Genomic DNA, 25,820 nt, shown 5'->3' on the forward strand with positions numbered 1-25,820 from the left:
ATGCCCTCTGCTAAATTTCATCAGAGGACATTAAAATTTATTTATTGATTTTTACTGGTAATTTATATTGTCAAGCTGAGCTTCATATAAAGTGTATTCATCAAAGTTGTTTTCTATTTTAACAACAATAGAGTTAGGAATCATAAAACCATTAAAATTAATGTAGTTGTCATAAATACCAGTCAAGGCAACTCTGTCACTGCCAAATAAAAATTGAGAACTGCTGATAGAATACAAAGAATTATCTTCATTAAATTCAAAAATAAAGTCAATATTGCCAGAGCTGCTAAGAAATTCAACTAAAGTCCTATTACCGGAAGCTGCATCAAGTCTTATCTTGCTGCTTCCCAGATAATAATAGGGAAAATAAACAGCGTCAATCATCATTTTAGTCTGTAAAAATAATTTAGCTTTTTCTCCTTCGACAATTTTTTCAGTTCTAACTCCTAATTTTTTATACTGGTAAATAATTTTATCATCGACCAGCACCTCTTTTATTTTATTAAAAATAACTCGATTTTCTTGAATTGTCGATTCACTTACTAACTCTCCAGTTTTTAAGTTATAGACTGATTTAACATTAAAATCATACATTTTCCCATATTTATCTGGACGATATTTACCAGAATATTTAACTCTAACATAAGTTGATAAATCCCTATTTGATGGAGTACTGTACTGAATATATCTTCTTAAAGGTGCGGGAATAGAAATACTATTGGGATTGGTAATTGAAAAATTATCATTTAAAGAATAATCACTTTGTAGGGAATTGACATCTTGCTCATATTGATAATCTGAATATACATTAACAAAAACTGCATAAATTGAAAAAGATACCACAGCAAAAATAAATAAATAAATTATTTTTTTAAGCAAGATAACCACTCACCTCTCTATTTTAAATAAAATAACCAACCCTTCTGTTAACAGCCTTCAAGCAGGCCTTTGCAATTGCTAAAGCAATATTATTATTTACATAGACAGCCCCTACTAATTTTTCCTGCATTAAATTATTATCTAAATTATACATCGATATTTGAGCTATTACAAGTTCTTCCTTACCTTTAATTGTGAAAATATCATCAATTACAAGTTTAGCCTCAAAATCTAGATACTTGTTTAAAATACTAATTACTGATCTTGCAATTAGTTTTTCAATACTTTCTCCTATTTGGGATTCATAACTTTCTCCAACAAGCTCCTCATTTATTTTCATTTCTACTTTACAGCAGGATCTATTATTTTCGGTATAGACTGAAATTAACTCAATTCTATTTTCAGAGGCTTCATTTATACTTTCTTTAAAAGAATTAGCCACCTGAGCAATACTTATTTTTTTGTGATCTATCTTATGATCATTATGAACCAAACATACCGTTTCTACATCCCTGACAATCCTTTTGGGATCTCTTTTTTTATCTGCAATAATATGTATTTCTTCTATCCGATCTGAGCCAATTAAATTACAGGAAAAAACGCCATCCAGTTCTTGAATAATTTTTTTTATTTCTTTATTCATCAATCTCTCCCCTTCTAATTTATTCTGATGTTAATTATATGATAATTGGATTTCTCTTATTTTTTCCTTGCTTTTGAAACCATCATCAAAAAAACCTTTTTTAATTAATTTAATTATTTTTTTTGTAAGTTCTGGATCAAACTGCTTTCCAGAACATTCTTTAAATTCTTCAATAATTTCCTCTTTGGTCATTGGTGGTTTATAACTTCTGCCGGTAATCATAACATCTAAAGAATCACAAATAGCCAAAACTCTGGCTCCCACCGGTATATCATCACCTTCTATACCCTCAGGATAACCCATACCATCCCATCTTTCATGATGATAAAGTATAATATCTAAATCATTATTTAAAATATCAATATCCTTCAGCAGTTCATATCCATACCTAGTATGTTCTTTAATATCCGAATATTCCTGATTTGTTAGCTTTTTTGAACTTCTTAAAATATCATCATCAACGTAAATTTTACCAATGTCATGAATTTTAGCAATGCTGATAATTCTTTCCGATTTGGCTCGAGATAAATTCATTTCGTTACAGAGATGATAAGTATAGTTAGCTACCCTCTCACAGTGACCTTCAGTATAATGATCTTTGGAGTCAATTACCTTTAGAAAACTTTCAATGATTTGAGTATAAGAATTCATCTGCTGTAAGCGGGAATAAAAGAAATCTTTAAAAATAAAAAGTAGTACTATAATTAAGAGAAAGAAAACCTCGCCAAAATTAATATATGAAGAAAGTAAAATAAGTCCAATAAAATAAGAAGTAATTAAGTTTTTTGAAAGTTCCCTAAAATAATTTAGTAAAGAAAATTTATTAACATCTTCTTTAGAAATATTAATTACTATATAAACTAATGTATTGTTTATTAAAAAATAAACTAATATTGCAGCTAAAATTGATAAAATTGGAAAACCTTGTCCATCAAAAATAGGACGCGTTAATTTAAAGATTAAGCCTGCGCTGGAAGCTGCAAGGAAAAACACTGAACGATTAAATAAAAATTTATACCAAATAAAACAATTTTTTCTTAAATTTATTTCTGTAGTTCCCAAAGCAGCTATTACCCCTACCCAAAAAGGATTCAAAACTATAAAAGAAGTAATTAAAACAGGTAAATTCATAGAAGTAGTAATTTCAGTCATTGAATTAAAAAACAAACTAAAATTACTAACAAAAAGCAGGGTTGAAAAAAGAAAAAAAACATTAAATAAGTTAAATTCAAAGGCATAATTATATCCCAAAATAGTAAACCAAATTAAAAAAATACTATATATTATTGCTAAATAACTTTTAAGTTTCCTGCTCAAACTCCTCACTCCTTTATATTAAAAGCAATCTGACAGCAGACTCTAAAATAAAAAATTTACCATCTACTTGAGTCTGCTAATACAGAAATAGCAGTACCGAAAGTTATTAAAGCTGTTGTAATAGCTATATAGAACTTTTTCATTAAAATTCAGCTCCCTTCGCACTTTGTCTTTCTAAGCTCGTTTACGAAGGTAAGCTAGGCTCATTTTTTTTAAGCTAATCTCTCTACTGCTGTCAGATTACTCTTTTTATTTAATTCAATATAATTAGCAAATCTCCTTTTTTTTAACCAAAAAAAGCTTTATTATCCTTTTATTCGTAGGTTTTCCGAATAATTTATAGAATAATTTGACAAATTAGGCAAAGAAAAAAAGCCCTAAGAAAAATTTCTTAGGACATCAGATATTTAATCAATATTTGCTTTAGTCATTTTCTGGGGATCTACATGTTTTTCAAATTCTGATTCAGTTAAATAACCAAGAGCAAGAGCTGCTTTTTTTAAACTGATCTTTTCTTTAAAAGCTTTTTGAGCAATCTCAGCTGATTTATCATAACCAATTACAGGATTTAAAGCTGTAACCAGCATTAATGAATTCTCTAAATAATAAGCAATCTGTTCCTGATCAGCCTCAATAGCTCTTAAACATCTCTCATTATAAGAAGCAGAAGAATCAGCAAGGAGTCTAATTGACTGCAGTATATTATAAATAATCAGTGGCTTAGCAACATTCAATTGAAAATTACCGCTACCTCCACCAATATTAACCGCTGTATCATTAGCCATAACCTGTGCTGCTGCCTGGAACAATGCCTCAGCTTGAGTTGGATTCACTTTCCCCGGCATAATTGAGCTGCCAGGCTCATTTTTGGGGATTCTAATTTCTCCAATTCCACACCTTGGTCCAGAGGCAAGCCAGCGTGTGTCATTAGCTAATTTCATTAAAAATGAAGCTGCTGTCTTTAAAACTCCACTTAAATTAACAAAACTATCATGTGCTGCTATACCAGCAGATTTATCTGCAGCTGCTCTAAAATCTTTATCAGTTTCTAAATTTATGTATTTAATTGCCTTTTCTGAAAAACCGGCTTTAGTATTCAATCCCGTACCAACAGCTGTTCCTCCCAGTGGCAGTTTTTTTAAATATTTTAAGCTGTCTCTAAGCATTTCAATAATATCAGTTAGCTGTGCTGCAAAAGCTGAAAATTCCTGGCCCAAAGTTATTGGTGTAGCATCCATCAGGTGAGTTCTTCCCACTTTAACAAGATCCTGATATTTTTCTGATTTTTTATCCAACTCCTTTTTTAAATCATCAAATACCGGCAGTAAAAAATCCTCAACTTTAATAACAGCCGCCAGGGCCATCACTGTCGGAAAAGTGTCATTAGAAGACTGAGACATATTAACATCATCATTTGGATGAACAGGTTTTTTGCTGCCTAATTCCTTACCAGCCATTTGAGAAATCCTATTTGCCAGAACCTCATTAACATTCATATTTGTTTGGGTTCCAGAGCCTGTCTGCCAAAGAGAAATAGGAAAATGCGCGTCAAGTTCTCCTGAAATTAATTCTCCAGCAGCTTTGGCAATATAATCCTTTTTTTCAGAACTGATTAAGTCCTGCTCAAAGTTTGCCAGCACAGCTGCTTTTTTGACAATGCCATAAGCCCTAATTATTTCCACAGGCATCTTTTCAGTTCCAATAGGAAAATTTTCAACCGCTCTAGCTGTCTGAGCTCCATAAAGCTTATCAGATGGAACCTTAACCTCACCTAAGCTATCATTTTCAATACGATAATTCATCTAAAACCTCTTTTCTGCTGTTAGTTTATTTGATATTTCTAATTATATTTTTAAACATAAATGTTATCTTCTTTTTCACCTTTATCTGATTCATCCAGCTTTTCTTCATTCTTTTTTTTCTGTTCTTCTAATTCTTTTAATTCTTTCATTACCTTTTTTTCTTTTTCGGGAGCAACTTTATAAAGTTCAACTTCTACATCTTTAGACTCATTAAGAAGATTCTCAGTTAAATCGGAATTCTTTACATTTCTGCTGCTGGAATTTAATTTTGAAGAACTATCACTAATTAAAGAAGCCGCCCATTTACCGCATCGGTCACCAGTCACTGCAATTACTGTTCCATCAGCAATCACTTTAATAACCTCACAATTATTAGCACAATCTCCACATTCAAAACTTGTGGTCTCAAACTCTTCTTTAGTTAAATCAAAGCCTCTAAAATTGCTCTCCTGATTTTTTCTTTTTATATCCCGCTTAGCCAGCATCGCAATTCCGATAGCACCCATCACATCATGATGTTTGGGTACAATTACTGTAGAATCAATTTCTTCCTCAAAAGCAGCCTTTATGCCAATATTGGCAGCTACTCCCCCCTGAAAAATATATTCACCCTCTAAAACCCGATTGCGAACAAGGTTATTCATATAGTTTCTAACCAGAGCTTCTGATAATCCCTTAATAATTTCAGCTTTAGTAAATCCATACTGCTGTTTAGATATCATATCAGATTCAGCAAAAACAGTACAGCGTCCGGCAATCCTAACATCTCTATTTGCTTCCAGGGCTAATCCACCAAAATCTTCAATTGGAATTCCCAATCTTTCTGCCTGATGGTCAAGAAAAGAACCTGTACCAGCTGCACAAACAGTATTCATTGCAAAATCAACCGCAATTCCATCTTCTACAATAATTAACTTAGAATCCTGGCCCCCAATTTCAAAAATAGTGCCTGCCTCAGGATGATAATAGGTTGAAGCTCTTGCATGAGCAGTAATTTCATTTTTGACAGTATCTGCACCAAGAACATAGGCAATCAGCTGTCTGCCGCTACCTGTCACTCCAACTCCCGTGATTTTATATTCTTTTTGATTCATTTCATTTTTAAATTTGGTCAATCCCTTCTTAACTAATTCAATGGGATTACCTGAGTTACGAGTATAGAGTTTAAACTGCAGATCATTTTCTTCATCAATTGCTACAATATTGATGCTGACTGATCCAATATCCACACCCAGATATAGATTTTTCATCTACATTACCTCCCTTAAATCCTTCTCTTTTATCATGTCTAAAAATGCTTCAACTCTGGTTAATACATTTGCATCAGCTGTTTGTTCATCTATAGAAATAGTTAAAACAGGGATTTCATATTTTTCAGATAAATCATCTATAACACTCTGAGATACCAATTCTGGTAAACAGCCAAATGGTTTAAGGTGAATAATTCCATCAAAACCTCTTTCTTTAAAATCAATTGCATGTCCAATATTTCCCTGAGCATGACCACCTATTTCAATTTCTATAAATTCTTCTCCCTTAGCTTTAATTTCTTCTAACTCTTTACCTGCAAAAGGAAAAGCATTTTCTCGAATCCAGTCTGTCAAATACTGTGAACGCTCAACTTCAAAGCCGAAATAATTTACCTTTTCTTCAATCTGATTGTTAATCGACTGCTCTAAAACAACATAAATCTCTCCAATAATTCCTATTTTATAGCGCTGTTCTGCCTCCGGTATTGTCTCTTTAAACTGAGCCAGTTTATTTAAATATTTATCTTTAATCTTTTTTATATCTTCTATTGTCTTGATCTGATAAAATTCTTGCTGAGCTTCTATCCAGATCTTGTTAATAGTTCCATTATCATTATATGCTCTTAAAATCTCGATCCTTTTTTCTACCTGATCCATAGCTTTGGTTAGTTCATAGATAGTCTTAATAACTCTAAAAACTTTAAACCAGGAGCTATTACCTTTTAGTTTTTTAATAACATCATAAAAATATTTATAATCATCGTGAGGTGAATCTATAACTATTATTTCCACATCATAACCTAAATCTTTAAGGATTTTTTTATGTACTTCACCATAATAACCAGCTCTACAGGGGCCGTGACCACCACTAGTGACCAAAGTCTCAACATTTTTTTTCATCAAATTTAGATAAATACCTGTAATCACTTTAAAAGGGAAACAGGCAAATTCAGGACTATATTTGACCCCTAAATCAATAATTTCTTTATTAGGCCTGGGCGGCATAACAACATCATGCCCCAATAATTCAAAAAGTTTTTTATACACTATTGTTGGTCCCATATAAGGAAATGATAATCTCATCTTATTTTTTCTCCTCTTTTAATCTAAGCAAATCTATAAAGGCTTCAATTCTTGTAATAATATGGCTTTCACCAGTCTGTTCATCAATTCTTAAAGTCATAAATGGCTTCTTATAGTCTTTGGCATCAAGCTCTAAAATCTGGCCCAGCATTGAATCAGGACCACATCCAAAAGCAGTTAAATGAATTACTCCATCAATTTTATCATTTTTAAAATAATTTTCAGCAGCTCCATATAATTTATTTGTAAACTCCCAAAACATAGGCTTTCTAAGCTTTGACAGCTCTTTTTCTATTATTTCTTCAGCCACCATTGAAAAAGTATGGACTCTAACTCCCATTTCTTTAAGTGTATTTATGATATCCATATTTATGTACTGATCAAAAACATTATAGACATAACCAATTAAAGCAATATCTAAAACTGGTTCATTTCGGAGATTTTTCAGCTCTTTATTTCTGCTCTGAGGCAGCTTAGAGCTATCTTCAAATTTAGAAATTAAACTTTCTAGTATTTCAATTTTTCCTGTTTTAGCAAAATCATCAATTAAATATCCCTCCAAAAGCAGATTTCGGTATCGCTGCCATAAAACAGATGCTTTATTTAAAGCTTGCTTCATCTCTTTTTTGGAAATATTTAATTTTTTTGCTAATTTTTTATGATTAGAATAATGGGCAATATTATCACTGGTGTCATCTATTTGGTCAATAATCAATTCTGTTTTAAGGGATGGTAAAGAATGACTGACCATATCCGGCAGCCCTAAAAATTTAGGACATAAAACAACATCTTTCCTCAGTGAACGAAACCGGGGAAGAAAAATATAGTCAACATCTTTTTGGTCTAAATTTAAGATATGACCAATAATAACTTTAATTGGAACACAGATCTCGGATAATGATTTTTTTACTCCCTGATCTAGCAGTTCACGGGAAGTATTATCAGAAATTACTGTTTCCAGATTAAGTTCAGAGAAAAGCTTCAGCCAGAAAGGAAAGTAATAATAATACAGCAGGGCCTTTGGGATACCTATTCTCTTTTTTCTCATATATCAGTGCCTCCACAACTTTTATATTTATTACTAATTTATAAATATTTTATAGTATAATTAACAAAATTGCAAAGAAATTAGATACTGTAACCAAGTGAACGGGACATTTTTTCAGAATATTGAACTACCAGCTCAGCTAAATCTTCCATTCTTTTTTTGTTCATCCTGCTGATTGGAGCAGAAATACTAAAGGAAGCTACAACCTCACCTCGGTGATTAAAAATAGGACCAGCTATACAGCGAATATCTTTTTCCTGTTCTTCATCATCAATAGCATAACCCTGCTTTTTAACCTCTTTTAAATGTTCTAAAAATTTATCAGGATCAGTAATCGTATTTTTGGTTTTAGCTACCATTCCTTTTTCTTCTAATATTTTACGGACCTCAGCTTCTGGAAGCTGAGCTACAATTGTTTTACCAAGACTGGTAGAATGAACAGGAGCTCGTTTACCAACCTGAGAATACATCCGAATAGTAGCTGTACTTTCAACTTTATCAAGATAAATTATTTCCCCATCGTCTAAAATACCTAAATGTACAGTCTCTTTTGTTTTTTCCATTAACTCCTCTAAATATGGACGCACTCGAATTCGGCTGTCAATATCATTTAATACTTTTGAGCTGAGTTCAAATAATTTAATCCCTGCAAGATATTTATGGTTATCTTCATTTTTTTCCAAATAACCTCTATATTTTAAGGTGTCAAGCAGACGGTAAACAGTGCTTTTGTGAACATCAAGTTCTCTACTAATCTCTGTAACACCCATTCCATTTTCGCTATCAACAATTACTTCAAGTATATTTAAAGCTCTATCTAAAGATTTTATTAACTGATTTGGTTTCTTAGCTGCCATTATAAATTCCTTCCTCATAATATCAATTTTATTTTTTAAAAAACTTACTATTTTTTTCTAATACCTCATTTAAGTGTCTTTGAAAGCGTGAAGGTCTTTTATTCTTTATATAAAAATAGCCAATTACTGAGGTGATAAAAGCCCCAACACAGTCTTCCATTAGATCAAACATTGTATCTACTAAGCCTGATTTCTGCATATTAAGCCCAAAAATATTATCCATCCAGAACTCAAATATTTCCCAGAAAACTCCAATAGTTACTGCAAAAGAAAATGCAAAAACTGCAACAAATATGGGACTTAAAACTACATCAATATTTTCATTCTTATTAAGTACATAGACCATTACAAAACCAATAAAACCCATACCCATGCCATAAATCATATGCAGCATGCTGTCCCACCACCAAAAACGATAGTAAAACTCTCTCTGCTCCCCCAAATACATAGAGGCAAAGATAAAAACTATAATAAAAAACTGCAGTCCATTGGGAATGTGAAGATAATTCTTATCAGTCAAATAAGCGGGCAAATAGATTAAAATTATGGCCAGTATCGATGTAAATAAGTTGAGCCAATTTTGAGCTATAAAATTTCCTATCACTGCAGCAAACAATAAAAATAGAAAAAATCTCGTTATGTAAAGCTGTATTTTTTCTTGATCCATAAAAAACCCTTTCGTATTCCATTAATTATTTTCTTTTAACTCAACTTAAATATTTTAGCCAATATGAATTATCCAATATAATTTTATTCAACAATTGATAAAATTTCTTTTCTGCTTTTTTCTAAATCAGGAACATAACTTTTCATTAATTTTAAATCACCTTCGATTTTAAAACTCTCACAATAGGCTGGAATTAAAATACTTTCTGTTTCCTTTAATTCTAGTTCTTCCTTATCCCAGGTTATTTTACCCTGGCCTTCAACAGCAGTTAAGATATAGAAGCGATCTTCTTCTCCCACAGCTTCGAATTTTTTCTTGATTTTTATAATATCAACTGCAAATTTATCATTCAAACAATAGTAGCTGTAATCATAATCTTCACCACAAACCTTAAGGCCCTTTCTTTTCCCGGACTGCAGCTGAAAATCAATAACATCTAATGCCTTCGATAAATGAAGCTCCCTGTTTCGTCCATAATCATATACCCGGTAAGTTGTATCACTGCTCTGCTGTACTTCTGCCAATAAAATCCCGGCCCCAATAGCATGAAGAAGTCCAGCCTTAATAAAAAAGATATCTCCTTTTTCTACCTTAACTTTATGAATATATTGATTAATTTCATCATTTTGTACGGCTTTTTTAAATTCACTTTCTGTACAATCTTCAGTTCCAATAATCAAATGAGAATCTTCATCTGCATCTATTACATACCAGGCCTCAGTTTTGCCTGCTTCACCTGGATATTTTTTCGCATAATTATCATCTGGGTGGACCTGGATTGAAAGCTGTGTTTGAGCATCGATAATTTTAAGTAATAATGGGAATTCATCAGCTTCAACTGCTTCCCCAAGAATTTGTTGAGGATACATTTCAGTTAATTCTTTTAGACTCTTGCCTGCTAACTTACCATTTACAGCAATACTCGTTTCAGCATCTTGTGCTGATATATCCCAGCTTTCACCAATATTTCCCTGGGGAACTTCTTCTCTATAATTTTCTAATTTGCGTCCTCCCCAAATTTTTTCAATATATTTATGATCAAATTTTAATGGATAAAACATTATTTTCCTCCTAAGATCTTATTATTAAACTAACTTTACTTTTAAGTTATCGTCATTTTTTATTTCTGCTGATAAGTCGACCTGATTTCCATTTAAAATTAATTTCATTCTCTTTTCCATTTTTTCAGTAATTTCATAATTAATATGTTTAAATAAATGCTTTATAGTTAAAGGATGAGAGGCAGCCTTTATTTGATCTTCAGCTTGAATTTTATAATTAGCTTCCACACTCTCTCCATTCACTTCAATTTCCCAATACTGAGATGGAACAGTTAATTCACTGTTATTGAAATAAATATTTATGTCTTTACTTCCTTTTTTCTGAAGCAGCTCTTTAATTGTAAAAGAAATATTTTCTCTTTCTTCAATATTTAGACTCATTCCGTCCTCTAATCTGCTCTCTAAATTCACTTCCTTTTGTTCTGAACTTATAAAATAATTTGATTTGACAAGCCTTTCTTGCTGGCCATTAAAAGTAAATGATATACTTTCATTTTTGATTTTTTCAGGGGGCATCTCCAGAATTTGAGCTAAACCATCTCTAACTGTTCTAGGAACTGTATATTCTATTTCAGCACCATCAACTAAATCCTGATCATAATTTACAAGTTTTCCATTTTGAAAAACCTTTGTACTAACTTTAGTTTTTGTCCCATTTAAGTAAATATCATACTCACAAATATCTGCTTCCGGGATTAAATCTATGATTTTAGCTTCTGCGTCTGTTCCAGCTTTCCCTGGGGTGAATTTAATCTTATCACCGTTATTTAACTTAGTTTCTAGTCCTGCTTCTTCCTCGTTAAGCAAAATTTTTGCAGAACTCCCCATTTCTCCTTTAACAATTTTTAACTCATCATTGACCACAGCCGTAATGCCTCTTCCAGGGTGCGGTCTGAAGCTTTCTATTTCAATATCAGCAGCGAGTAAAGCATCTGCACAGGTTGGCTTAGACAATGTAAGCAGATTTATAGAGCTACCATTAACTTCAACTTCTATAAATACAGCCTTACTTTTAGTCTCTCTTGTTGTAACTGCTATTCCAATCGGGGTTAAGGTCTGAGTAGTATTTATCCCACTAATTTCTCCAACAACATTATCTAAATCTTCTCTTTTTCTAATTCCAATTCTGCTTGCTATTATATCTATTTTTTCTGAAAATTTCTCTTTTAAACCAGGAATTAAACTTCCTCCTCCAATAAATATAACTGCCTGAGGAGGTGTAGAGTTAATTTCTAAGATCTTTTCAGCAATATTAGAACACAAATTTTCAATTTCTTTTTCAGCTGCTTTTAATACTTCATCACTTTTTAGTGTTAATTCCTCACCTAAAATTGTTTTTACTGCCAAGCTTTCATTTTCTTTTATATCACATTTTAACTTCTCGGCACAATTATAATCAACTAAAAACTTTTCAGATATAATTTCAGTTATTTCATCACCAGCAATTGGAACCATAGCATAACCGGAAATCGATCCATTTTTTGTAATAGCAATATCAGAAGTTCCTGCCCCAATATCTACTAGGGCTAAATTAAAGCTGCTCATAGCTTCAGGAATTACAACATGAGAAGCAGCAATCGGCTCTAATGTTAAATGCTCTACCTCAAGTCCAACTCTATTGATTACAGAAAATAGTGAGTCTATAACAATTCGAGGCAGAAAAGTAGCCACCAGCTCAACTTCCATATTTTTGCCTCTTTGACCAAGCAAATGTCCAATTTCCATACCATCTAATTTGTATTTCCGTACTGTATAACCCACAAAATGATAATCTACTATATTTTTTTCAGAAAAATTATCTTCATAAGCCTGCTGCTTTATATTTTGTTTACCTTTTACACTTTTTAGCTGTTTTTGAGCCTGCTGTATTGCCTCTAATTCTAGAGTTTTTAAATCATCTTCTTCAATATATCTATTTTTATCTAATTCTATCTCATAACTTTGATTTACCGTTTTTAATGCTCTACCTGCAGCTGCAATCGCTGTAGTTTTTAGAGTTAAGCCTGATTTTTCTTCTAACTCTTCTTTTACTTCTGCTACAGCTTCTGCAACTCTTGCAACATTATGTATTTGACCATCAAGCATTGCTCTGGTTTGATGTTCACGCACTGCGGAATGAATTACCTTATAATTATCCTTGTTTTTCTGTACTAATATCCCAACTATTGTTCTTGTACCAATATCCAGAGCAAAAGTAACCTCATCGGTCATAATTGATGCCTCCTATAAATGTCTATAAACACAAATTTTTGTTTTTTCTTATTTTCTTTCCTGCTAATAATATTCTATATTGAAAGCAATATCCCTTTAAAATTCTTAATTATACTGCTATTAAAAAAGCTATCCTTCACTTTTAAAAAAGAAGAATAGCTTAATAATTAAATATTATTTTTTGATTTTACCATATTTTTTAATTTTACCATTTTAAAATATTGGATATTTAATTTAAGCTATTACCTTAATTATTGTTATATTTAGGTGTTTTAAAAGATCCAGTGTTTTATCAATCTCTTCTCCGTCATCATCTTCAATGAGTTTAATTACAGGTCGGGTAGGAAATCCAATATTTTGTTGTTTTATAATACCTCGGTAGCCAATACTTAAAATAACTTCTGTCCCATTAGGATAAAATGAAACCCTGGGCAGAATTTTTTTAACTAAATGATAATCAAATAATGTTTCTGAACTATTTGTAATATACTCTGCAGCTTTATATGTCGGCCATTTATCTCTATAAACTCTGTCACTGGTCAACGCATCGAAAACATCTGCAATAGCTGCTACTCTAGCAAATTCATGAATTTCGTTACCTTTAAGACCACGTGGATATCCTGAACCGTCCACTCGCTCATGGTGAGAATAAACAACAATTCTAGAGAGTGGACTAATAGAATTAATTTCCTGCAAATAATTAAATCCCAATTGGGGATGATTTTTAACTACTTCATATTCATATTCGGTTAAACTGCCCGGTTTATTGATAATTTCTTCAGGAATTAGAGTTTTACCTATATCATGCAGCATTGCGCCCATCCCTAGCTTAAACAACTCATCTTTGTTATAACCAAGCATCTTTCCTAAGGCAATACAAATCACACTAACATTAACAGAATGTTCGTAAGTGTAACTACTTGTGCTTTTTAAACTGACTAAATTTAACAATACATCTTCATTAAAAACTAAATCATCTGTTATATCCTGAATAACATCCTTTAAATCTTTAGTATCAAGATCAAAAAAACCTTTTTTTATTTTAGCAAAAGTTTTTTTAATAATCTTTTTACCTTTGCGCCTTGTACTAGCTTTTATTGTCTCATTAACTTCAATATCATATGAATATTTATCTTTTACATACAGATGCTTTATTCCTAATTCAAGCAATTTATCTTTATATTTATAAAGATCTTTTACACCCTTATTTAATAATATATTTTCATTTTCATAGATTGCTCTAGCTAATTCCATATCTTCACTAATGTTTTTTGTTAAAATTAAGCGCATATTTTTCTGAACCCTTCCCTCGACTAATTTAAAAAGTTAACTGTGTACATTATTATATATTTTAGGGGCGTTATCCCTTTTTTCAAAAATACCAAGTCCTCCTTTAACTTTACAGTATTTTGCAGAAGATTTCAAACCCTCATCTAAAGCTAAATTATAATTTTCATCATTTTTAATTAAACTATACAAAAATGCTGCGATAAAAGCATCACCAGCACCCAAAGTATCAATGAGATCTGTAGGATGGGCTTCTTTTTTTATTATTTGGTCTCCAACTGTCATTAAAACTCCATCTGCTCCCAGAGTCAAAACAGCGATCTCAACCCCTAATTTAGAAACCCAGTTTAAAAACTCTTGTGGATCCTCTGTTTTTTTACTTTTAGAAAAGAAAGCTATATCTACCTTAGGAATAATATCTTTGATATATTCTTTATTTCTTAAATATGAAAAATCAAAAGACAATCGTGTTTTATAATGAAGTTTGGGTAAATAATCTTCAAAGTAGGCATAAATATTGCTGTGCACAATTTTAGAGTTCCTGATTATTTCAAGCACATTTTTGTTGATACTTAGATTCTTATATACACCCTTATCTACTGCCTCTACAATAGCTTTCGCCCCATCTTTCATAATTATAGAAACAGCATTTCTGCCTTTTCGAATGTCATTAACAGGATAAGCAACACCTTCTTTTTTTAAGGTATCATATAAAAATTTGGCATTTTCATCAGTCCCAAAAACACCATAATAGGCTGATTTGGCCCCCAATCTTTTAGCGATTACAGCTGTGTTATAAGCACCACCACCGGCGTAAATTTTCTTTTCTGATGGGTAATAATCAGCTATATTATCTCCTACAACAAATATATCATAATTCATAATTATCCCTCCTTAAAACTTATTTTGTATTTGAAATTTTACAACTTAAGCTAACCAGCATAAAGTTTAATCTAACTTTCTATTAAAATCAGAAAACTTTTTAACTGGTTTAATTTTCTTTATGATCGGTGGAATTATCAATAATTGAATTACCATCCCCGGAATTCCAGTAACAAATGCTCCCTGCATAAATGGAATAAATGGAGGATTAAAGTTAAAGATAGGCCCAACTGTAATTAAAGCTATACCATAGATAAAACGACCCACAATCATTGCTGCAATCAAACTTAAATATATGTTTTTGGCCTTATTTGAATATAAATAGCCAACTGTTAGGCCAAAAGCAGCAAGTTCAAAGGCCATTAAAATAGTAATCGGCGGCATCAAAGGTGGTAGAGCAAAAATTAAGGTGCTGAGTAAAGGAGTAACAACCCCTACTAATCCACCATAAAATGGACCAAGAATCAGACCAGTTAAAAAGACGGGAATATGCATTGGTGAAATTAAATTACCTAAAGTAGGACTACCAGCAAAATTAACTATTCTTGGCAAAATTATGCCCAAAATCAACAAAAAGCTTGCCCACACTAATTTTCTAGTTTCATTTTTCAAAATACTCACTCCAATTATATAATTATATTTTTTATTCTTCTAAAAATTTAATTGTTTTGAGAAGCTGATTAATTAAACTCCTTGACTCAGCCTGATCCTTATTATCTAGTTTAAAATTAAAATGCAGCAGCTTTTGTTCATCTTTCTGACTGATAAAATATTCAAGCCTGAACTGACCATTTTTAATAACTTCTAATTTGTAAATATCAAGTTTATTGTCTTCAATTGTATTTTCTTTAACTTCTGCTCCTGCTTCTTCTGCTGAAATTGATGCATATATAAATTGTTTCCTCGCTGTCTCCATGAAAGTTTTTTTGCTTAAATCTTCCAGAGAAAATCCTCCTTTAAGCTCTGCAGACTGAATCTGATAGTTTAGCTTAATGTCTTTACTAGCTGCTGCAGCTTTCTGGAGTGTCCAGCTTTCAGGATAAGAAAAACTAACTATTTCCCCCTGGAAATTTTGTTTTAAAGCAGCATCTCCTCCAACTTTAACATCTTCAGCAGGCGTATTTTGACTCAGTTCACTTTTTTGATTGGTTTCTGTATCTGCAGTATTTTGAGCAGCTTCTTGATTTTTCTTTTTCGCTATATAATCCTGCAGATATTCAATCCTGCTCTCAGGTATTGGATGAGTTTGAGTAAATTCTAATAGTTTAAGATTGTGACTATTCTCTTTGAAAATTTTCATTAACTCGATTAATCCCTCTGGATTATAACCACTTCTCATCATTAAATCTACAGCGTAAATATCCGATTCCTGTTCCTGTTCTCTGGAATAGCCATTTGCAATTAAATTTTGGGCAATATTAGACATTAGCTGATAATCATTTTCTGTAAAGTGATTAAATAATAGGTTTATAATCGAAAGGCTCATATTTCTCTGCAGATCTTCAGTTAGATGTTCTCTAACTGCATGCCCCATTTCATGAGCAATTAAAGCAGCTAATTGATCTTCCGTTTTCAATTCCTGCAGCAGACCTTCAAATATCATAATATTGCCATTACCAATATAATAAGCATTAATTAGCTTATCATCAATATGATGAAGTTTGAATTTTACATTTTTGAAATTTTTATTTACAATATTAGCTTCCAGTCTTTTTAGTGTTTGATATTCTAATGTTTCGGGCTTAAACTCTGTAATTTCATATTTCTGATCTAAATCATTATATAATTGTTCTGCAACATCTTTTTCATAATCGGAAAAAGCTAAAACTGATGTAGAGCTTATAGCTAGAAGCATAATTAAGATAATAGTTACTCTAAATATATTCTTTGAAATAATGTTTATTTTTTTCAAATCTATTCCTCCAATCTTAAGTATTTTGCTATATATTTATTGTATTACTTTTTTGATAAAAATAAAACCCCTAATTTAGAATTATTGTAAACTAAAAAAGGGGTTGCTAATTGTTTTAATATTTTTCATTGATATTTTCGAACTTCAAATTATTGTTCTGCTAAAAAATTTTTTTCTTTTTCTACAACTTTTTTGCTTTCAGAAAATGCAGGACCACCTTTGGTTGAATGAGAGTTAACAGCTGCTTCAACCGAAAGTTTTGCTTTCAATTCTTCAGCCTCAACATCTAGATATTCACCTAAAATTTGATCCCAGTCTGACTGCTGCAGCTGATCAAGTTCTTTCTCTTTTTTGGCAGCAAATAAAACTGCCTCTCCTACAATTTGGTGGGCCTGACGGAAAGGTATATTATTAGCTGCTAGATAATCTGCTAATTCAGTTGCATTAAGAAAACCTGTAGAAGCAGCCTGCCTCATCTTATCTTTTTTAACAGTCATAGTTTTCAACATTTCCGGGTATAATTCTAAAATCACTTTGACAGTGCTAACACTATCAAAAAGGCCTTCTTTGTCCTCCTGCAGGTCTTTATTATATGCAAGCGGCAGACCTTTAATTGTGATCATTAACTGATTTAAACTACCGATAACTCTACCGGTTTTCCCACGAACCAACTCTGCTAAATCAGGATTTTTCTTCTGCGGCATAATTGAACTACCAGTTGTATACTGATCTGCTAATTCAATAAATGAATATTCTTTGGAGTTCCATAGAATTATTTCCTCACTTAAACGACTTAAATGCAGCATTAAGTTTGAAGCCACAGCAAGGAATTCTAGAACAAAATCTCGGTCGCTGACACCATCCATAGAATTTTCACAGGCTCTAGCAAAACCCAGTTCTTCAGCAGTAAAGTCCCGATCCAAAGCAAAAGAACTACCGGCAAGAGCCCCTGAACCTAAGGGAGAAACGTTGATCCTTTTTAAAGAATCTGCAAAACGCTCATAATCACGTTTAAATTTAAAATAATAAGCCAGAAGATGATGGCCAAATGTTAAGGCCTGAGCCCGCTGGAGATGAGTATAACCAGGCATTATCGTTTCTATATGTTCTTCAGCCAGATCCAAAACAACCTGCATAAAGCTCAGAATCAGATCCATAATCTGCTCTGTTTGGTCTCTAAGATATAATCTTAAATCAAGAGCAACCTGATCATTACGGCTTCGCCCTGTATGCAGTTTACCACCAACTTCTCCAATTTTAGCAGTTAATCTAGCTTCAACCAGGCTGTGAATATCTTCAGCTTCATTAAAATCAAAACTTCCTGCCTCTAATTCAGTTTCTAATTCTTTTTTAACAGATTTTAAACCTTCAGTAATCTTTTCAACTTCAGATTTGCTCAAAATTTCCTGTCTACCAAGCATCTTAACATGGGCCAAACTGCCTTTAATATCATACTGCATTAGATTAATATCAAAAGGAAGGGAAGCATTAAACTGGTCCATTAATTCAGAAGTGCTGGCTTCAAATCTTCCTCCCCATAGTTTGCTTTTTGCCATAATTTACTCTTCTCTCTTTTTCTGATTTGCTACCTGTACTGGTAAGGCCCAGAGATTAATAAAACCAGGTGCTGCTTTATGATCAAAATTATCACTTTCATCATAAGTAGCAAGCCCATGATCATATAATGAGTACTCAGATTTTCTACCTGCTAAAGTACACTTTGCTTTATACAATTTAATTTTTACAGTTCCCGTTACAGTTTGCTGTGATTTATCAACAAAAGCATCCAGGGCATCTCTTAAAGGTGAGAACCAGAGACCATTATATGTTAATTCTGCATATTTAGCTGACATTGCTGCCTTATAGTTTTTAGTATCTCGGTCAAGTGTTAAATCTTCTAAAGCCTTATGAGCAGTTATTAAAATTTCACCAGCTGGCGCTTCGTATATTTCTCTGGATTTGATTCCAACAAGTCTATCTTCTAACATGTCAATTCTACCAACTCCATATTCAGATCCTATCTCATTTAATTTTTCAACCATTGTAATTGGATCCATTTTTTCACCATCAATAGCTGTTGGAATACCTTCTTCAAAATCTATTGTTAAATATTTAGGCTTATCTGGAGTATCATCTACATCTTTTGTCCACTGGTAAGCATCTGCAGGTGGCTCAGCCCAGGGATCTTCTAAAATTCCACATTCAATACTAATCCCCCAGAGATTTTGATCAATACTATAAGGGCTGTCCTTTGTCGCTTTAACCGGAATGTCATTTGCTTCTGCATACTCGATTTCTGCATCTCTAGAAACAAATTCCCAATCTCTTAAAGGTGCAATTATTTCCATTTCAGGAGCCAGAGCTTTAAATGACACCTCAAAACGAACCTGATCATTTCCCTTACCTGTACAGCCGTGAGCTAAAGCATCTACTCCTTCTTTTTTTGCAATCTCAACCATTCTTTTAGAAATTAACGGTCTTGCCAGTGCTGTTGCTAAAGGATATTTTTCCTGATACATAGCGTTAACTTTTAAAGCAGGGTATACATATTCTGTAATAAATTCTTCTCTAATATCATCAATATAGGCTTTACTTGCTCCTGTTGCCAGAGCCTTTTCTTCTACAGCATCCCAATCCTGAGGCTGACCTAAATGAGCTGTATAAGTAATAATTTCTGCATCATACTTATCCTGCAGCCATTTAATAGCTACCGAAGTATCTAAACCACCTGAATACGCCAACAAAATCTTCTTAATTTCTTTTTCTGCCATTTTAAAATTTCCTCCTTAGATTTCTACTCTCTGATTGACAATAATAACTTAATCCTAATAGTTTAAAAGCATTTAGTTTAGCAAAAAAGCTGCTAAAAATAACAAAAACCCACCTCTATATTATAGAGACAGGTTAATATCCGTGGTACCACTCTGATTGATAAAAATTTTATCCACTTTCAGTTAATTTAACGCAATTCTACGTTTTTTCCTAATTAATTTCAGAAAAAAACCTCCCAGATGCGCTTCAGAAATATAGCTTGCTCGAGCTTCCACCATCCTCGATTCGCTAACTCCACTATAATTCTTACTCTTCTGTTCACAGGTTAATATATTTGTTTATTTTTTAGTATTATATAGTATTATAAAGATTTTTGCAAGTGTTTTGAAATATATTTTATAATTATGCTGTGATAGTATCATTTTTAATTTTTTTGATAAATTGAGCTACATTAAAATTTACTGCAAAAAAATGATCAGAAATTTCTCTAACTGTTTTTCCATCTGCAAAATCTTTTAAAAAGCTTCTGAAATCATAAATATAATCTAAATTATCAAGCAATATATCTAAAATTTCTCCCTGAAAATGTTTATTTCTTTCGCTGCTGACTATTTTCACACATTTTTCTCTAGAAAAGGTTTCTTTATAAACCCTTTTAGAAGATAGAGCATCAAAAACATCAGCAATAGCTACAATCCTAGCTTCAACTGGTATTTCTTTTCCTTTTAAACCCTGAGGGTAGCCACTGCCATCCCATTTTTCGTGATGAGAATAGGCGATCTTATAAGCCATATTTAGAACTTCGGAGCGTGAATCAGACAGAATTTTAGCGCCAATTCGGGAATGATTCTGCATTGTTTCATATTCTTTATCAGTTAACTTTCCTGGTTTTTGTAATATTGAATCAGGTATACCAATTTTACCAATATCATGTAGAAGTGAAGCATAAAAAATATTTTCCATAACTTTTTTTCCTGCCCCCATCTCTCTAAAAATCAGGGCAGAAGTAAAAGCTATTCTTAAAATATGAAATAGACTGTCTTCATCCTTAAACTCTGCTGCTTCACACAATTTTTGCATTGTTTCCCGACTCAATTCTTTATTATCATTAAGCAGCTTTTTCAGCTTCATCTCTTTTTCCTCTAGAGTTCGGAGTTTATTTTCTAATTCAAAGAGAGAATCATTTACAAAAAGTGAAATAATTTTTTCTAATTTTGGCTTTTGATTCTTTAAATCTGAAGACTTCCATTCCTCTTTAGAATAAAAAACATTTTTTTTATCTAATAAATTATGATAATATTCAGCTGAATGTTGGGCAGTCTGATTGTCTAAACTCAAAAAACCATTGAAAACTCTATAGTCTTCTTTATTGATTCTCTGAAGTCCAGGTTCTTCCTTTGTAGACAAAACTGCTGAATAATCAGGATGAATTACAGTCACCGCCCACTCATCCAGTAAAGAAGATTTTTCATCAAGTTCTATAAACGTAGTATTAACGAAATCATTATCAGCATTTTCAGGAATGTTATGAGCAAAAACAAAGATCTGACGACAAATTTGATCAAATTCTAAATATCTTTTTCTTTCATATAAAAAATACTTATAATCCTGAAATAAAACATAAATATCTGCAAATAATTGATATTCTTTAATAATTTTTTCAACAGCATGAGACATTGCCACCATTGAAGCTTTTGTATAAATATTTGTCTCTAAAGAAGAACTTTCCCCCTCTAAAAATTTATATAAACCCTGCAAAATAACCACATCCTATTTTACTTTTCTAATTCCTGAACTTCTGCTAATGTTGGTAAAGCAGCCATTGCACCACTTACAGATGCGGCCAGCGACCCAGAATAGTTAGCAAATTTAAGTGTTTTTTCTAAAAAGTCATTGTCAATTTCGGTCAGTGTTAGATCAGTCTGATTAAAATTATATAAGACTCCAGACATAAAAGCATCTCCAGCTCCTGTAGTGTCAACTGCCTCAACTTTAAATGCTTCTACAAAGCCTAAATCTTCTAAATAATAATATGAACCCTGACTCCCACAGGTAATAAATAAAATAGGAATATTATATTCTGTTTTTAAAATTTTAGCACCCTTTTTGATATCCTTTTCTCCAGTTAGAAATTCCAGTTCTTTCTCAGAAACTTTTACTATATCAACTTGATCCATTACCGAAAGAATCATTTCTTTCGCTTCTTCTAGAGAGTCCCAGAGCATTTCTCTCAAATTAGGATCATAAGAAATTAGCATTTTATTTTTTTGAGCCAATTCTATACCTTTTCGAGTAGCAGATCTAGCAGGCTCATCAATTAAAGAAATAGACCCAAAATGATATATTTTATTCTTTTCAAAAATATCTGTATCTATTTCATCTTCTCGCAAGAATCTATCAGCACTTGGATCAATGTAAAAATCAAAGCTTCTTTCTCCATCTTCATCTAATGTTACAAAGGTAATTGCTGTTTTTGCCTCATCTGTTAAAACAAGATTATCTATATTAACTTTTTCTGACTTCAGTTTTTTGGCTAAAAAATTACCTAAAACATCATCTCCAACCTTTCCGATAAAACTTACATCTACTCCCAGTCTGCTTAGAGCAACAGCAACATTGGCAGGTGCTCCACCCGGATTTTTACGAAAATCCATATTCTGATCGTCAAGTGGGGTAAAATCAATTAAAGCTTCTCCTAAAGTTATTATTCCCTGCATTAAAATCCTCCTTATTAAGTTGAAAATACTTATTCCATTTTATTATAACATATAAAATCTACATAGAAAATTAGATAAATATACATCTTTTATCAACTTTGGTTCCAGATAGAATTAAGTTTAAAAACTTCTAAATAATTTATATTGCTCTTACCCCCGGCAACTCTGATTTCTATCTCTTTGGAGTTCAGTTCAGGAAAAAGAAGATTAGTTATAGAAATTTCTCCACCATCTAAAAAGACTTCCATCGAAGAGCAATCAACAAAAATATCAACTTCCAACTTTTCTTTAAAATCATATTCAATTTCTTTTTCAAGAAGAAAAGTTTCATCAAAATCAGTATTACCTGAATTATTTAGATCAATTATAATTTTACCCTGCTTTTTATTGAACTTAATTAAGGACTCCTGCTTCTCATTTTTATGGAGGGCAAAAATAATCTCTTCAGCTTGATTAAAATCAAGCTCTGCTCTAATCTCATAACTGTTTTCCTTAAACTCAATCTTTTTAAAACCATCAAGCTCAATATTTTTTTCTGAATAAAATTCTTCCCTCAAATTTTTTAATTCTCTAATTGGCTTTTGAATTAGCTTAATGTTTTCCCCATCATCTTTTAGATAAAGCTCTCTTGGGATAGACATCATTCCCCGCCAGCCTGTAGTTGGTATTTTTGACATGTAGCCGATATTATTCATCCAGCCCAGCCAGATATTTCTCTCATCCGGCAGGTTAGACCAGCTCTGTAGTGCATAAATATCCTGACCGTGGTCTACAAAAAAGCTCCTGTCATAGTCACTTTTAAATTCTCTGCCGTCAAATTCGCCGATAAAATACTGAACAGCGACTCCAGACTGTCCACCCTGAATATCACCAACTTCTAAAAGCCATTTTTCTTTCCTGGCTGCTCCAGAAGCATTTAGATCTGAATTTTCTACCGGCAGTTTTATTAAATCAGGACACTCCCAGGTATCAGCGTGAATACCTATATCATGACCAAATTCACTTAAATACTTCCAGTCTTTTAAATTGGGAGAATTATAAAATCTAACCCTGTCATCACAGGCAACAATCATCACCCATTTTTCTGTCTCCTGGTGCCAGAAAACTTTAGGATCTCTGAAATCTGCTACTCCATAGTTTTTAATTACTGGATTACCTTCATATTTAGTCCAGCTGCGGCCATTATCCTTACTGTAAGCTATTGCCTGCTGCTGCAGTGGACCTTCTTCTTTCCGATCAAGGTGGGTTGTATAAATAGCTACCATCCCTTCTCCCCCAGCAAAAAATCCAGTGGTATCATTTTTATCTAAAACTGCCGAGCCAGAAAAAATCATTCCCAGGTCATCATCTGGCTCCAGAGCTATCGGCAGGTGTTCCCAGTGGATTAAATCCTCGCTGACAGCATGGCCCCAGTGCATTGGTCCCCAGACAACATCATTAGGGTTATATTGATAAAAAAGATGATATTCTCCCTGATAATAAACGAGACCATTTGGATCATTTGACCAGTTTTTAGCCGGTGAAAAATGATACTGTGGTCTATATTTTTCCTTATATAAATTATTAGTCATATTACCCTTCCTTTATTATTTTTGACTTTTTAAATTAATTCTTTTATTTAATTCCACTTCTGGCTACAGTATTAACATAGGTATCCTGTAGATAGAGGAATAATAATAAGACTGGAATTGTAATCATTGCTGCAAAGGCCATTATATCTCCCCAGTTACGAGGATACTGACCAAAGAATACTTCCATCGCAACAGTAAGTGGTCTGTATTCAGGTCCTCTTGTCACCATTAAAGGCCAGAGAAATGATCCCCACTGCATTAGAAAGTGCAAAATTGCTACACTGGATAAAATAGGTTTTGATAATGGTAGAGCAATTCTCCAGTAAATTCCAAACCAGTTTGCTCCATCAATAATTGCCGCTTCTTCTAATTCAGATGGAAAATTCTTAAAAAACTGAAACAAGAGGAAAATATAAAGTGGGTTAGCTATAAATGGTATAATCTGAACATGGTAGCTGTCCAGCCAGCCAAGTCTATTAGTAATCAGCAGTAATGGTACCGCAATTGCTTCAAAGGGGATGATCATTAAAGCTACAACACCAGAAACTATTAAAGCTCTACCCTTCCAGCGCAGACGTGCCAGAGCAAAAGCCATCATACTATTTGTCAGCAGTCCAATTAGAATAGTAGTACTGACTATAAAAGTTGAGTTAAATAAAAATCTGGCAAAGGGCATTCTATCAAAAACATCAAAAAAGTTCTGCAGACTTATTTCCCCTGGTACAAAAGCTCTAACTGAAGCCATATTTCTTAAGATTGAAGTTTCATCAGGATTTAAAGATACTGAAATCATATAAAACAATGGAAAAATAAAGAAAACACTTAAAATAATCATTGCCAAATAAGCGAAAATTTTTCGATTCTGTTTATATTTCATTATTATTACACCTCCTCTTCTGTATCATTAAGAGCAATTCTTTGAAAGATTGAAATAACTAAAATTATTAAAAAGAAAACAACAGTTAAAGCCGATGAATAACCAATGTTTAACCGCTTAAAGGCCATATTATAGATATGAAGCATTGCAGTATAAGTAGAATTTTGTGGTCCTCCACTTGTCATTACATAAACCTGAGTAAATAATCTAAAAGCCAAAATTGTTGTTGAAATAATAACAAAAGTTGTAGTGTTTTTTAGTTGTGGTAAGGTGATATACAAAAACTGCTGCCAGGTATTGGCACCATCAATATCAGCTGCCTCATAAAATGAATCAGGGATTTCCTGGAGAGCTGCTAAAAAAATCAGCATCTGAAAACCTACCCCCTGCCACATCGACATCAGCATAATTGAAGGAAAAGCTGTAGTTGTATTATTTAGAAAATCAATTCCATCCCAAAGACCAAAAGTTATAAAAGTTAAAAACCCATTGATTAATCCATCTGGGTGGTATAAAAAACTCCAAATTACAGAAACTACTACCATAGTGGTTACGGTTGGAATAAAAAATATTGCTCTAAAAAATTTATTTCCCTTGACTTTGATATTAACTAAAATTGCTAAAGCCAGTGCTAGAGCTGTCTGTAGAGGTACAACCACCAGTACAAAAATAGCGTTATTGGTGAGTCCTTTTTGAAATAAATTATCTCCCAGCAATCTGATATAATTTGCCATACCAACAAATTGAGTTCCCCTGGGACTCTGAATTAGACGCTGGTTGGTAAAAGAAAGACCAAAGGCCATTAAAAATGGCAAAACCATAAAAACTAATAATAAAATTGAAGCCGGCAGCATAAAAGTAGCAATAGATTTTTTATCATTCCTAAGCATAAAATCCTCCTTTCATTTTTAGTCCATTTTTCAATAAGTCGTCTTTATCTAAAATTGAGCCGGGAGAATAATTCTCCCGGCAGTTAATGAGAAT

The 25,820-nt window shown here is 32.5% G+C and carries 21 protein-coding genes, 1 pseudogene and 1 other annotated feature; all 22 genes and pseudogenes read right to left on the minus strand.

Translation table 11 applies throughout. The features are described 5' to 3' along the window. Window positions 1-51: 51 nt before the first annotated feature. Window positions 52-879 carry a DUF6544 family protein gene (locus ACZ446_RS10490; RefSeq protein WP_464392506.1) on the minus strand — a complete coding sequence of 276 codons (828 nt, stop codon included), beginning with the start codon at window positions 877-879 and terminating at the stop codon, window positions 52-54. 22 nt (window positions 880-901) lie between these two features. Next, window positions 902-1,522, minus strand: coding sequence for a hypothetical protein (locus ACZ446_RS10495; RefSeq protein ID WP_464392507.1), 621 nt, complete (start codon window positions 1,520-1,522; stop codon window positions 902-904). A 30-nt stretch (window positions 1,523-1,552) separates the two neighbouring features. Beyond that, window positions 1,553-2,839, minus strand: a complete 1,287-nt coding sequence (locus ACZ446_RS10500; protein ID WP_464392508.1) for an HD-GYP domain-containing protein — start codon at window positions 2,837-2,839, stop codon at window positions 1,553-1,555. 407 nt (window positions 2,840-3,246) lie between these two features. Beyond that, entirely contained in the window at window positions 3,247-4,641 is a 1,395-nt protein-coding gene (gene fumC, locus ACZ446_RS10505; RefSeq protein WP_464392509.1) for a class II fumarate hydratase, read from the minus strand. A gap of 284 nt (window positions 4,642-4,925) precedes the next feature. Next, window positions 4,926-5,891: pseudogene (locus ACZ446_RS10510) on the minus strand (acyl-CoA dehydratase activase); the annotation flags it as partial. Further along, on the minus strand, window positions 5,892-6,974 hold the full coding sequence (locus tag ACZ446_RS10515; RefSeq protein WP_464392510.1) for an acyl-CoA dehydratase activase-related protein: 1,083 nt from the start codon (window positions 6,972-6,974) through the stop codon (window positions 5,892-5,894). A gap of 1 nt (window position 6,975) precedes the next feature. Beyond that, window positions 6,976-8,022 (minus strand): acyl-CoA dehydratase activase-related protein, encoded by a 1,047-nt coding sequence (locus ACZ446_RS10520; protein ID WP_464392511.1) that lies wholly within the window; start codon window positions 8,020-8,022, stop codon window positions 6,976-6,978. 80 nt (window positions 8,023-8,102) lie between these two features. After that, window positions 8,103-8,879 (minus strand): IclR family transcriptional regulator, encoded by a 777-nt coding sequence (locus ACZ446_RS10525; RefSeq protein WP_464392512.1) that lies wholly within the window; start codon window positions 8,877-8,879, stop codon window positions 8,103-8,105. A gap of 28 nt (window positions 8,880-8,907) precedes the next feature. Further along, window positions 8,908-9,546, minus strand: coding sequence for a DUF2238 domain-containing protein (locus ACZ446_RS10530; RefSeq protein WP_464392513.1), 639 nt, complete (start codon window positions 9,544-9,546; stop codon window positions 8,908-8,910). Window positions 9,547-9,629: 83 nt separating this feature from the next. Beyond that, entirely contained in the window at window positions 9,630-10,607 is a 978-nt protein-coding gene (locus ACZ446_RS10535) for a type I phosphomannose isomerase catalytic subunit (protein WP_464392514.1), read from the minus strand. Window positions 10,608-10,631: 24 nt separating this feature from the next. Then, the gene (locus ACZ446_RS10540; protein ID WP_464392515.1) at window positions 10,632-12,818 is read right to left on the minus strand and encodes a cell division protein FtsA; all 2,187 of its coding nucleotides are present in this window, start codon (window positions 12,816-12,818) and stop codon (window positions 10,632-10,634) included. A 234-nt stretch (window positions 12,819-13,052) separates the two neighbouring features. After that, the gene (locus ACZ446_RS10545; RefSeq protein ID WP_464392516.1) at window positions 13,053-14,108 is read right to left on the minus strand and encodes an HD-GYP domain-containing protein; all 1,056 of its coding nucleotides are present in this window, start codon (window positions 14,106-14,108) and stop codon (window positions 13,053-13,055) included. Between the two features lie 36 nt (window positions 14,109-14,144). Further along, the gene (locus tag ACZ446_RS10550) at window positions 14,145-14,987 is read right to left on the minus strand and encodes a PfkB family carbohydrate kinase (protein WP_464392517.1); all 843 of its coding nucleotides are present in this window, start codon (window positions 14,985-14,987) and stop codon (window positions 14,145-14,147) included. Window positions 14,988-15,053: 66 nt separating this feature from the next. Continuing rightward, window positions 15,054-15,599, minus strand: a complete 546-nt coding sequence (locus ACZ446_RS10555) for an ECF transporter S component (RefSeq protein ID WP_464392518.1) — start codon at window positions 15,597-15,599, stop codon at window positions 15,054-15,056. A 31-nt stretch (window positions 15,600-15,630) separates the two neighbouring features. Next, window positions 15,631-16,899: a M48 family metallopeptidase gene (locus ACZ446_RS10560; protein ID WP_464392519.1), complete on the minus strand. Its 1,269-nt coding sequence runs from the start codon at window positions 16,897-16,899 to the stop codon at window positions 15,631-15,633. A 149-nt stretch (window positions 16,900-17,048) separates the two neighbouring features. Continuing rightward, entirely contained in the window at window positions 17,049-18,455 is a 1,407-nt protein-coding gene (argH, locus tag ACZ446_RS10565) for an argininosuccinate lyase (RefSeq protein WP_464392520.1), read from the minus strand. Between the two features lie 3 nt (window positions 18,456-18,458). Beyond that, a complete protein-coding gene (locus ACZ446_RS10570) occupies window positions 18,459-19,670 on the minus strand; it encodes an argininosuccinate synthase (protein ID WP_464392521.1) in 1,212 nt (403 codons plus the stop codon). A 121-nt stretch (window positions 19,671-19,791) separates the two neighbouring features. Continuing rightward, window positions 19,792-20,002 (minus strand) — a binding site (T-box leader). 71 nt (window positions 20,003-20,073) lie between these two features. Further along, window positions 20,074-21,429 carry an HD domain-containing phosphohydrolase gene (locus ACZ446_RS10575; RefSeq protein WP_464392522.1) on the minus strand — a complete coding sequence of 452 codons (1,356 nt, stop codon included), beginning with the start codon at window positions 21,427-21,429 and terminating at the stop codon, window positions 20,074-20,076. A 17-nt stretch (window positions 21,430-21,446) separates the two neighbouring features. Beyond that, a complete protein-coding gene (locus ACZ446_RS10580; protein WP_464392523.1) occupies window positions 21,447-22,388 on the minus strand; it encodes a carbohydrate kinase family protein in 942 nt (313 codons plus the stop codon). A gap of 92 nt (window positions 22,389-22,480) precedes the next feature. Further along, window positions 22,481-23,959: a glycoside hydrolase family 32 protein gene (locus ACZ446_RS10585; RefSeq protein ID WP_464392524.1), complete on the minus strand. Its 1,479-nt coding sequence runs from the start codon at window positions 23,957-23,959 to the stop codon at window positions 22,481-22,483. Window positions 23,960-24,002: 43 nt separating this feature from the next. Beyond that, window positions 24,003-24,836, minus strand: coding sequence for a carbohydrate ABC transporter permease (locus ACZ446_RS10590; RefSeq protein ID WP_464392525.1), 834 nt, complete (start codon window positions 24,834-24,836; stop codon window positions 24,003-24,005). A gap of 5 nt (window positions 24,837-24,841) precedes the next feature. Then, window positions 24,842-25,726 (minus strand): carbohydrate ABC transporter permease, encoded by an 885-nt coding sequence (locus tag ACZ446_RS10595; protein ID WP_464392526.1) that lies wholly within the window; start codon window positions 25,724-25,726, stop codon window positions 24,842-24,844. Window positions 25,727-25,820: the final 94 nt, after the last annotated feature.

The organism is Halanaerobium sehlinense (assembly GCF_055379485.1).